The organism is Elstera litoralis (genome assembly GCF_000963705.1).
GTDB lineage: Bacteria > Pseudomonadota > Alphaproteobacteria > Elsterales > Elsteraceae > Elstera > Elstera litoralis.
Genome location: NZ_LAJY01000108.1, coordinates 1 through 9626, shown reverse-complemented (window position 1 = coordinate 9626; position 9626 = coordinate 1). Strand labels below are relative to the sequence as shown.

Annotated in this window: 12 protein-coding genes, 1 other RNA gene and 1 pseudogene; 6 read left to right on the top strand and 8 right to left on the bottom strand. The window is 64.4% G+C overall.

Annotated features, from left to right (window positions below):
* The first annotated feature begins 213 nt into the window (after positions 1-213).
* Positions 214-537, top strand: coding sequence for a hypothetical protein (locus VZ95_RS05475; RefSeq protein ID WP_052711515.1), 324 nt, complete (start codon positions 214-216; stop codon positions 535-537).
* Entirely contained in the window at positions 537-1319 is a 783-nt protein-coding gene (locus tag VZ95_RS05470) for an SDR family oxidoreductase (RefSeq protein ID WP_045774968.1), read from the top strand. Before VZ95_RS05475 ends, VZ95_RS05470 begins: the two co-directional genes overlap by 1 nt.
* Here the strand turns inward: VZ95_RS05470 and VZ95_RS05465 are convergent.
* Together VZ95_RS05465 and ffs are read right to left on the bottom strand one after the other, a co-directional pair.
* Positions 1303-1653, bottom strand: coding sequence for a winged helix-turn-helix transcriptional regulator (locus VZ95_RS05465; RefSeq protein WP_232302493.1), 351 nt, complete (start codon positions 1651-1653; stop codon positions 1303-1305). The two genes, VZ95_RS05470 and VZ95_RS05465, sit on opposite strands and share 17 nt — an antisense overlap.
* Before the next feature lie 31 nt (positions 1654-1684).
* Positions 1685-1782: signal recognition particle sRNA small type (gene ffs, locus VZ95_RS22800), an RNA gene on the bottom strand.
* Here ffs and nudC point away from each other — a divergent pair.
* Both nudC and VZ95_RS05455 read left to right on the top strand, forming a co-directional pair.
* Positions 1770-2804 (top strand): NAD(+) diphosphatase, encoded by a 1035-nt coding sequence (gene nudC / locus VZ95_RS05460; RefSeq protein ID WP_052711514.1) that lies wholly within the window; start codon positions 1770-1772, stop codon positions 2802-2804. The two genes, ffs and nudC, sit on opposite strands and share 13 nt — an antisense overlap.
* Before the next feature lie 92 nt (positions 2805-2896).
* Positions 2897-3748 carry an alpha/beta fold hydrolase gene (locus VZ95_RS05455; RefSeq protein ID WP_156995086.1) on the top strand — a complete coding sequence of 284 codons (852 nt, stop codon included), beginning with the start codon at positions 2897-2899 and terminating at the stop codon, positions 3746-3748.
* Here the strand turns inward: VZ95_RS05455 and phhA are convergent.
* From phhA to VZ95_RS26680, 3 genes are read right to left on the bottom strand one after another with little or no spacing between them, the layout of a single operon-like run.
* On the bottom strand, positions 3714-4586 hold the full coding sequence (gene phhA, locus VZ95_RS05450) for a phenylalanine 4-monooxygenase (protein WP_045774966.1): 873 nt from the start codon (positions 4584-4586) through the stop codon (positions 3714-3716). The genes VZ95_RS05455 and phhA overlap by 35 nt on opposite strands.
* A gap of 45 nt (positions 4587-4631) precedes the next feature.
* On the bottom strand, positions 4632-5207 hold the full coding sequence (locus tag VZ95_RS05445) for a methyltransferase domain-containing protein (protein ID WP_232302492.1): 576 nt from the start codon (positions 5205-5207) through the stop codon (positions 4632-4634).
* A gap of 22 nt (positions 5208-5229) precedes the next feature.
* Positions 5230-5397, bottom strand: coding sequence for a hypothetical protein (locus tag VZ95_RS26680; protein ID WP_232302491.1), 168 nt, complete (start codon positions 5395-5397; stop codon positions 5230-5232).
* Between the two features lie 82 nt (positions 5398-5479).
* On the opposite strand from VZ95_RS26680, the gene VZ95_RS05440 reads away from it, so the two are divergent.
* On the top strand, positions 5480-6187 hold the full coding sequence (locus VZ95_RS05440) for a transporter substrate-binding domain-containing protein (RefSeq protein ID WP_052711513.1): 708 nt from the start codon (positions 5480-5482) through the stop codon (positions 6185-6187).
* An 8-nt stretch (positions 6188-6195) separates the two neighbouring features.
* Here the strand turns inward: VZ95_RS05440 and VZ95_RS05435 are convergent, their stop codons facing one another.
* The 3 genes and pseudogenes from VZ95_RS05435 to VZ95_RS05425 all read right to left on the bottom strand — a co-directional run bounded on the left by VZ95_RS05435 (position 6196) and on the right by VZ95_RS05425 (position 8481).
* The gene (locus tag VZ95_RS05435) at positions 6196-6642 is read right to left on the bottom strand and encodes a CBS domain-containing protein (RefSeq protein ID WP_045774965.1); all 447 of its coding nucleotides are present in this window, start codon (positions 6640-6642) and stop codon (positions 6196-6198) included.
* Positions 6643-6745: 103 nt separating this feature from the next.
* Positions 6746-7889, bottom strand: a pseudogene (aroB, locus tag VZ95_RS05430) (3-dehydroquinate synthase).
* Positions 7882-8481: a shikimate kinase gene (locus VZ95_RS05425; protein WP_045774964.1), complete on the bottom strand. Its 600-nt coding sequence runs from the start codon at positions 8479-8481 to the stop codon at positions 7882-7884. The pseudogene aroB and the gene VZ95_RS05425 overlap by 8 nt, the downstream one beginning before the upstream one ends.
* 279 nt (positions 8482-8760) lie before the next feature.
* On the opposite strand from VZ95_RS05425, the gene VZ95_RS05420 reads away from it, so the two are divergent.
* The coding region (locus VZ95_RS05420) for a hypothetical protein (RefSeq protein WP_045774963.1) at positions 8761-9626 on the top strand (866 nt) is incomplete at its 3' end.

Genomic DNA, 9626 nt, shown 5'->3' with positions numbered 1-9626 from the left:
CAAAAAGATAACCTCCGCAATCTGCGGAGTCAAATCACGCAATCACTCTAAGATTGAAGGCAAGCCACCCAACCAGGTGCGAACCGATTTTTACCGCGGGATACGTACAAAAAAGTAAGCCCCTTACTTATTCGTCGGTTCTTGCGCGACCCCAAGAAAACAAACATCTTACCAAAACAAGGAGCGCTTCAATTCAAGCACGTGAAAGGTAAGATGATGCCCAAGATAACGTTAAATAATCTGCTGACTTCCTATTTTTCAGCCGAAATACCTGGTCAGATATCTGAGATTTTCTCAATCGATGCTATTGTTGTCGACGAAGCTCACGCTTACGTCGGCCCCGCCGCTATTGCCGCTTGGTGGCAGGCCGCGCAGCAAAAATATCGCCCCATCGTCACCCCACTCAGCGCGACCGACGCCGACGGGAAAACCCGCGTTGCCGCCGAGGTTGCGGGCGATTTTCCGAATAGCCCGATCACGCTTCACTTCACCTTCGCCGTGCAGAATGATCGCATTACCGCGCTGGAGATTGCCTAATGGGAACCGATTTGAGCGTCAGCGGTCAGCGCATTTTAGTGACGGGCGGCACGAAAGGCATCGGGGCGGCGGTTGTCGCCAAGCTCCAGGCCGCCGGGGCGCGGGTTTTGACGACGGCCCGCACGGCGCCCGCCGCACACGCCGACTTGCCCCTCACCATCGCCGCTGATGTATCAACGCCCGAAGGTTGCGCCGCTGTGGCCGAGGCGGTAAACGCGCGACTGGGCGGCCTCGACATCCTCATTCACTGCGTCGGCGGTTCGACCGCGCCCGGTGGCGGCTTTGCGGCGTTGGACGACCCGGCCTGGGAAACGGCGCTTCAGCAGAACCTGTTTTCCGCCGCGCGGCTCGACCGGGCGCTCGCCCCTGGGATGATCGCTCAGGGCTCCGGCGTTATCCTGCACGTTACCTCCATCCAACGGCAACTGCCGCTCCCGGAAGCAACGCTCGCTTACGCCGCCGCGAAAGCCGCCCTGTCGACCTATAGCAAGGGACTCTCCAAGGAGCTTGGCCTGAAAGGGGTTCGCGTCGTGCGGGTTGCGCCGGGGTGGGTTGCGACGGAAGCCTCCGTTGCCCTCGTCACCCGGCTCGCCCAGGCGAACGGCACCGATTATGCCGCCGCCGAGGCCGGGCTGATGGCGTCCCTCGGCGGAATTCCCCTAGGCCGACCGGCCACCCCGGCGGAAGTGGCGAACCTCATCGCCTTTCTGGTCTCGCCCCAGGCGAGCGCCATTACCGGGGCGGAATATGTGATCGACGGCGGCACTATTCCGACGGCTTAGCGGCTAAATCGCGCCCTTCCGCCCAGGTGAGCAGCGAATCGAGCGTGGGGCAGAGCGCCTGGCCCCAGTCGGTTAGACAATATTCCACCCTGGGCGGAACCTCTGGATAGACGATGCGCCGGACCATGCCGTCCTGCTCCATCTGCCGCAGTTGCTGGGTCAGCATTTTTTGGGAAATCGCCGGGATCGCGCGCTCCAACTCGGAAAAGCGTAGCACCTTGCCGCCGAAAAGCTGGAAGAGAATCACCAGCTTCCAGCGCCCTTCAAGGTAGCCCAATGCCTGTTCGACCCGCTGGGCCGCCGACATCGGCGTAAGAGGAGGCGACTGACCCACGCGCGAACTCAGATGAGGCTTTTCAGAAAAGGTGGGAGGCTGGCGGCACGACCCGATACGAAACTCGTTACGGCTGCTTCCTTCCGGACCTGACCGGGTTAGCGAGGGCATCGCCCATGGCCAACCTCCCGAGGCTGTATATCGTCGGTTCAGGCGGCAAACGCAAGGGGGGTGTGGCGGGCGCGGTGGTTGCGCGAACCCGAACTTCGGGCCACACTGCCGCCACCATGCCCGATTTTTCGACTAAGCCGCTGTTTTACAGCGATTCCGGCCTTGTGCGCGATCCTTTGGACCGCAAGGCGTTCGATGGGTTTTCCGGCGAAAGCTGGCGCGAGGCCGCCGCCCATTGGCAACTTTATTGGCAGGGCAAAAGCCTGTTCATCGACGGGCAAGCGTTACTGCTGGAACGCTTCGACCGCGCCCCCACAGTGCTGCTGGGCCGCCACGACGACCGCCAGATTTTCGCGCTGGACCTCTCGGATTGGGACGAGGCCGAAGCCCTGCGTTTCGCCGAAACCCAAAGCGCCGAATGGGCCGATTTGCGCCGCTATGGCCCCGCCCTGGAAGCCCGCCTCGCCGCCCGCCTCGCCTATGGGCGCGGCATGGCCTATTGGCACCAGCGCACGCAATTCTGCGGCGTTTGCGGATCGCCAACGGTGAGCGCCGAGGGCGGCCATGTGCGCCGCTGCACCAGCGCCACCTGCGGCACGCCGCATTTCCCGCGCACCGACCCCGCCGTGATTATGCTGGTGACGGACGAAACCGGGCCGGAGCCGCGCATTTTGCTCGGGCGGCAAGCGGCGTGGACGCCGGGGATGATGTCCACCCTCGCAGGCTTCGTCGAGCCGGGCGAAAGCCTGGAAGAGGCCGTGCGCCGGGAAGTGTGGGAGGAAGTGGGCGTGCGCGTTGGCGAGGTTCTCTACCGCGCCTCGCAGCCCTGGCCGTTTCCCTCGTCGCTGATGGTCGGCTTCCGGGCGCAGGCGTTGAGTTTCGATATCACCGTTGATCCCAGCGAAATCGAAAGCGCGCGCTGGTTCACCCGCAGCGAACTCCTCGACCCCGAGATCGCCCAACACGTCGCCCCACGCCCCGATTCCATCGCCCGCCGCCTGATTGAAGATTGGCTCGCCGATGCGCCTGCTGCCCCGTGATACGCCAACCGAAGGCTGATTTCCCTCGCCGGGGCCAGCTTGGACTACCGCTGGCTGCCGCCCGCCCATCGGCCCGAGCCCCGCCGGTGGTGATGCTCCATGAGGGGCTAGGCTGTATCGCCATTTGGCGCGACCTGCCGGAGCAAATCCGCGACGCCACCGGCTGCGGCGTGCTGGTCTATTCGCGCGAAGGCTACGGCAATTCCAGTCCCCTCACCCTGCCGCGCCCCTTGGATTACCACACGCGCGAGGCCGAAACCTTCCTGATCCCGCTGCTCGACACCTTCGGGCTCGGACGCGTTCATCTCTTCGGCCACTCGGACGGCGGCACGATTGCCCTTATCGCCGCCGCGCGCTTTCCGGACCGCATCGCCGGAGCCGTCACCCTCGCCGCCCATGTGTTCAACGAGGAAGAAAGCCTGACCGGCATCCGCGCCGCCCAAGACGCCTTCCTCGACGGCGATTTCCGCACCCGCTTGAAGCGCCTCCACGGCGACAATGTCGATGGCGCCTTCTGGGGTTGGTGCCGCACCTGGCAGGAGCCGGGGTTTCGGACCTGGAATATTACGCACCTTCTCCCCGCCATCCGCTGCCCGCTGCTCGTCATCCAAGGCGAGAGCGACGAATACGGCACGCTGAAACAGGTGGAGGCCATCGTCGCGGGCGTCTCCGGCCCGGTAGAGCCGCTGGTTCTCCCCAACTGCGGCCACTCCCCCCACCGCGACCAGCCGGGCGCGGTGTTGGCGGGCATGTTGCGGGTGGTGGAGAATGATTTAGGGGCGCGCCCTAAACCCGCGTTAAGGGTCGACTGGCCCTTAACAATCCAGATTTCTTTCAAGAGAACCGCGTTCCCCAAGGGCGCGGTCGCCCTTGGGCCGGGGTTTGGGGGCAGCGCCCCCAAGACCCTACTCAATGCCGCTTCACCCGCCCCGTGCCGCGCGTGATGATTGTATCAATCTCCAGCACTGCGCCCGGCTCCAGCTCGTCCAGCGTTTTCAGCGCGGCGTAATGGGGCGTGAAATCGGGCAGGGTGGCTTTGAAGAGCTGCTCGTAGCTGTCGATAACGAAGTAGGTTTCCTGGAAATCATCGATACGGTAGCGGGTGCGCAGCAGGCGCAGCACGTCGAAGCCGAGGCGGTTGGGTTCGGGGCTTTCGAGGGCAAAGCGGCTTTCACCTTCGCTGGAAACGATGCCCGCGCCGTAGATGCGCAGACCGTCGGGCGTGTTAATCAGGCCGAATTCGACCGTATACCAGTAGAGCCGGGCGAGGTTATCGAGGGTGCCGAGGCGTAGGGCTTTCAGGCCGCCCTCGCCATAGGCCTGCATATAATCGGCGAACATCGGGTTCGACAGCAGCGGGACGTGGCCGAAAACATCGTGGAAGACATCCGGTTCCTGGATATAGTCGAACTGATCTTCGCTCCGGATAAAGCAGGTGGAGGGGAACCTCCGGTTGGCGAGATGCTCGAAGAAAATCGGCTCCGGCACCAACCCCGGCACGGCGACGATCTGCCAGCCGGTGCGCCGCCCCAACTCGTCGTTCAAGCGGCGGAAATCGGGAATGCCCTCGGCGGCAATCGCCAGCGCATCGAGACCCGCCAGAAACTCTGGTGCCGCGCGGCCCTTCAGAATATCGGCTTGGCGTTCGAACAGCCGTCGCCAGCGGTCGTGCTCTTCGGGCGTATATTGGTCCCACGCCTGGGTAATGGTGAAATCGTCGCGCTCGGAGGGAGGGCGATGGGGATTGGCGGCGCTAAACGCGGCTTCGCTCTGGGTCTGCATGAACTTTCTCCCGAACAGGGTTTTGAGAGATAGTTACACTAGAAACTAGATGGGTCCAGCAGTTTCCGTGTCATCTTCCCGGCGCTGCGGCGCGATCTGCGGGAAGGCGGGGAGGAGCGTGCCGCGTTGCTTGGCGGCTTTGCGCAGCGGCGGAATGGCATAGAGTTGCTTCGAGGCTTCGACCAGAATGACGCCGGAAAAACTGGGAAACCAGCGCTGGCCGAAGGCCTCGAAGGCGGGGGCCAAGCGCAGCATCATCCGGCTGTTCGAGGGGGGCAGCGAGAGCGCCAGCGTGTGCCGTTCGGGGGTGAACAGATTATCGCGCAACAGCCGCGATACTTGCCCCGACGAATAGGGCGAGCCCGCACCGAAAGGGGTCCGGTCGAGCCGCGCCCAGATGCCGCGCCGGTTGGGCACGACGATCAACAAGCGCCCGCTGCCGCGCATCACCCGCCAGATTTCGCGCAGCATCGGGCGCAGTTGCTCGGTCCGCTCTAGGGCATGAACCAATAGCACTCGGTCCACCGATTCATCGGGCAGCGGCAGATCGTCATCGTCGGAGAGCGCCACCAGATTGGCGCCATCGGGCGGCCAGCGCATCACGCCTTGGGCGGCGGGCATCAGCGCAATCGTGCGCTCGGTTTCATCGCGAAAAACTGCGCAAGTAGGGCGTGGCGAACCCGAGGCCGAGCACATTTTGCCCGGCGACATCCGGCCAGAACTCCTGCATCCGCCGCACCAGAATCCGCCGCGTCGCCTGGCCCAGGCGGCTGGCGTAAAAATCGCGCAGATCGACGACATCATCATACATGGCTGGAGTTTAGCGTATAAACGTTGGAACCGCACGCCTCGCCGCAGGCCTGTGCCCTTCCCTCCGTGTCGGAGTGCCGCCCGTGTCGCCGCAACCCCTTCGCTTCGCCTATCTCATCGAGCCGCCGTTCTGCTACCGCGATGCCGAGGGCCGCGTGACCGGATATGATGTGGAAATCGCCCGCCATCTTTTGCCGAACCTCGGCGTGCCGTCGATCCAATTCATCGAAACCGAATTTTCCGAACTGCTCGACGGGCTGACCGATGGGCGTTGGGCGATGACGACTGGCCTGTTCATCACCGAGGCACGGCGGGAGCGCGTCGATTTCAGCCGACCGATCTGGGAACTCCCCGACGGGCTGCTGATTCGGTCGGAGACCGCCGCCGATATTCACGGCTATACGTCCCTTGCGCAGTCGCCCACGCGGCGCTTGGGAATCATTCAAGATCAGGTTCAGCACCAAACCGCGCGCCGCCTGGGCGTGCCCAACGACCGGATTAGCCTGTTCAACACCTATGAGGCCGCCGCCCATGCCGTGCGGGCGGGTACAATCGACGCCTATGCCAGCGTGGCCCTGGCGCACCGGGGGCATCTGGCACTCAATCCCGACCCCTATTTGACGGTGGTTGAGGTTCCGAGCACCGAAAAACCGCCCGAACGCGGGGGATTCGCGTTTGCCAAAACCGACGCCTCGCTGCGGCAGGCGGTGGATACGGCGCTGACCGCTTTCGTCAACACGCCCCCGCACCACGCCTTAGCCGCGCGCTTTGGCTTCAGTTTGCCGGCCTAAACCCGCCGCTAGGCGCCATACCCCGCGCCGAACAGCAGGGTGTCGCGCTGCTCCAGATCTTTTGCCAACTCCTCATTCACCGCCGCGAACAGGTCGCGGATCGAGATAATGGCGATGATCTGGTCGCCGTCGACGATGGGCAAATGGCGGAACTTGCCCTTTTCCATAATCTTCAACGCCTCGCGCGGGCTGGCGTCTGGGGGGAGCGTGTGCGGGTCCAGCGTCATCACGTCGGCGATTTTGGTCGTCTCTGGATTGCGGCCTTGCGCCACGACGCGGGTGAGCAGATCGCGTTCCGAGAAAATCCCCACGAGCCGCCCGTGTTCCACGACCATCGCCGCGCCGATGCGGCGGTCGCTCATCATTTCGGCGGCGGACAGCACTGTCTGCTGCGGGGTGAGGGGGGCAAAAGCCTGGGTATCGCTAACGATTCCCGGTACGAGGGTGCGCTTCATGGTCTCTCCTCCTATCGTCACAGGGCAACGGCCCTTGGGGCGGATTCTTCCGCTTCTCTCTTTTAGCTTGTGACGAATAGGACTCCCTTTCAAGGGGCAAATGTTACCGATCGGTTAAAATCGGCAAGACGCTATCTTCCGGCACACCGTCGCGCACCGCCGACGAGCCGAGGCCGGTGCAGACGACAAAGGTGAGTTCCCCGGCCTTGGCTTTCTTATCGAGACGCATATGGGCCACCAGCCGCGCCGGGTCGAACGGGCCACCGCAGGCGCTTTGATCGACGGGCAGGCCGCAGGCGGTAAGATGTCCCACCAGCCGGGCCCGATCCGCCGCCGAACAGAGCCCGAGGCTGACCGAGAGGTCCATCGCCTGCACCATGCCGATGGCCACCGCCTCGCCGTGGTAAAGCCGGTCGGAAAAGCCGGTTTCGGCTTCGAGCGCGTGACCGAAAGTATGGCCGAAATTGAGCAGCGCGCGCTGCCCGCCCTCGCGCTCGTCGGCGGCCACAATCGCGGCTTTGGTCTCGCAGGAATGTTTCACCGCCCGCGCCAGGGCCGCCTTATCGCCCGCAATCACCGCCTGCCCGCCCCCGGCGTCGAGCCCAAGCGAACATATCGGCGTCGCTGATAACGCAATGTTTGACGATTTCGGCATAGCCCGACCGGCGCTCGCGCACAGGAAGCGTGGCGAGACAGTCGAGATCGGCCAGCACCAGACGCGGCTGGTAGAAGGTTCCGACCAGATTCTTGCCCGCCTTGGTATTGATCCCGGTCTTGCCGCCGACGGAGCTATCGACCTGGGCCAGTAGCGTCGTCGGGATCTGGACGAAATCGACCCCGCGCATCGTGATCGAGGCGGCAAACCCGACCAAATCGCCGATCACCCCGCCGCCCAAAGCCAACAGGAGCGTGCCCCGATCCACCCGCAATTCCAGCAACCGATCCACCAGTGTGGCGATCCCGTCCCAGCTTTTGCTGCCCTCGCCTGCCGGAACCGTGACACTCTCGACCGTGATGCCCGCCGCGCTGAGCCCGGCGACGAGGCGCGGCAGGTGCAGCGGGCCGACATTGCTATCGGTAATCGCCACCACGCGCGTGCGGCCCTTCAGCAGCGGCGCAATCCAGGTGCCCGCGCGCTCCAACAGACCGGAGCCGATCAGGATCGGATAAGCGCGGTCGCCCAGGGCAACGGACAGGCGGACGGGCTCGTCAAGAGCGGGAGCAAGAATCGTCATCGAATCACTCATTGTGAGCTGTGGCCGCGTCGGCGGCAGGAGCATAAGCCATCAGGGCCGCCAGCACGCGGTCGACCATTTCATCGACATCGCCCGCGCCGCCATCGACAATGATATCGGCCCCGGCATAGACCGGGTAGCGCAGCTCCATCAGCCCGGCGAGAATCTGGCGCGGCTCGCCCTGGTTCAGCAGCGGGCGATGATGGCGGCGGGCGGTGCGGCGGACCAATTCATCCAGCTCGACGCGCAGCCAAATCGAAATACCCTTGGCGGCAATCGCAGCCCGCGTGCGCCCATCCATGAAGGCCCCGCCGCCGGTTGCCAGAATATGCACGGGCTCGTCCAGCAAGCGCGCGATCACCCGGCGCTCGCCGTCGCGGAAATAGGCCTCGCCGTGGGTGGCGAAAATCTCAGGAATGCTAAGCCCGGCGGCATGCTCGATTTCAATATCGGCGTCGCGGAACGGCAGGGCCAAACGATGCGCTAACTTGCGGCCAACGGAGGATTTCCCCGATCCCATCAGCCCGACCAGCACAACCGTCCGCGATGGTTTGAAGCTCGCAGCAACAGAAGAGGACGGGTCAGGCTCGGCAGAGTGGGACATTCAAGGTTCGTCTTCGCATTGCGGGAATCTAGCGCTTGCCCCACTATGCGCGGGACGCGGCGGGCGAACAAGCCCGCATGGTTTTATGATACATAGAACGTCGCCTCGTCCTCCTAAGCAAAAGCCTGGGGCGAGGATTAGGACGGAGGGTAAAAAAAATGGCGCGGCTCGGGTTGATCCTCGGCGGATTGGTGGTTTTAGCTTGATCGGCACTTTTTGTTTTGTTTGCAACGGTCTCGGTTCCGGCCCCGAAAACCCCAATCGAAAAACAAATTGCGAATGATAAGCTGGCGAAGTAGCCCGTCGCTGCACCGGGTAGCGACAGGGCTTCTGCTGCTCGGGCTTGCCGCCGCGCCGGGCGGGGCGGTGGCAGTGACCTTGCCACCTGCCGATCTCGACGCCATCGGCCTGCCGAGCCCGACCGATCCCAGCGGCCCGCCGCCGCTGCCGCCCGATCTGTGGCAAGAGACCAGCCGGGCCACCGTCGCGCAGTTTCTCCAGCGGCTGCCGCGCGATCTGTCGTCGGCGACGCTGCGCAGCCTCGCCAAACGCTTACTGATTCTGGAAGCCGATCTGCCCGCCGGTCCCCCCATCCAGGCCAGTGACGCCGGGGCGTTGCTCGGCGCGCGGCTGATTGCCCTCACTCAGTGGGGCGAGGGCGCGGCGGTCGATGCGATTCTGGCGCGCGTGCCCGCTCGGCGACTGGCCCAGGAGGATCTAACCCGCGCCCAAGTTTTGCGCGCCTTCACCGCCGGGCAGGAAGCCGACGCCTGTGCCCGCCACGCTCAGCGGCAGGGCGTAGAGGATGGGTTCTGGCTCAGCATCCGCCTTGCCTGCCTGCTGCTGCGCGAGCAACCGAAAGAGGCGGCGGCACTGCTGAAGCAAATACGCGATCAAACCGCGCTGAACCCGGTTCTGACGGCGCTGGCCGATCGATTGGGCAGCGGCAAGCCCTGGGCCGATTTCCCCTGGCCCCAGCAGCAGCCGGTCTCGATTCCTGCCGCCGCCGTCCTGCGCGCACAGGGGCTGCTGCTGCCCGGTCTCGAAACCGTGCCGGGAACCGGGGGTGCCGCCTTGGCCCTACTCGCCGAAGCGCCCAACGCCCCCCCCGCGCAACGCTTGGCCGTCGCCGAAGCCGCCGCCTT

What these genes read in the sequence shown, in the direction of transcription:
- VZ95_RS26680 (WP_232302491.1), bottom strand. Translation starts at nt 5,397, where the DNA reads ATGTATGATGATGTCGTCGATCTGCGCGATTTTTACGCCAGCCGCCTG.
- VZ95_RS05470 (WP_045774968.1), top strand. Translation starts at nt 537, where the DNA reads ATGGGAACCGATTTGAGCGTCAGCGGTCAGCGCATTTTAGTGACGGGC.
- VZ95_RS05425 (WP_045774964.1), bottom strand. Translation starts at nt 8,481, where the DNA reads ATGTCCCACTCTGCCGAGCCTGACCCGTCCTCTTCTGTTGCTGCGAGC.
- nudC (WP_052711514.1), top strand. Translation starts at nt 1,770, where the DNA reads ATGGCCAACCTCCCGAGGCTGTATATCGTCGGTTCAGGCGGCAAACGC.
- VZ95_RS05455 (WP_156995086.1), top strand. Translation starts at nt 2,897, where the DNA reads ATGCTCCATGAGGGGCTAGGCTGTATCGCCATTTGGCGCGACCTGCCG.
- VZ95_RS05475 (WP_052711515.1), top strand. Translation starts at nt 214, where the DNA reads ATGATGCCCAAGATAACGTTAAATAATCTGCTGACTTCCTATTTTTCA.
- phhA (WP_045774966.1), bottom strand. Translation starts at nt 4,586, where the DNA reads ATGCAGACCCAGAGCGAAGCCGCGTTTAGCGCCGCCAATCCCCATCGC.
- VZ95_RS05445 (WP_232302492.1), bottom strand. Translation starts at nt 5,207, where the DNA reads ATGCCCGCCGCCCAAGGCGTGATGCGCTGGCCGCCCGATGGCGCCAAT.
- VZ95_RS05435 (WP_045774965.1), bottom strand. Translation starts at nt 6,642, where the DNA reads ATGAAGCGCACCCTCGTACCGGGAATCGTTAGCGATACCCAGGCTTTT.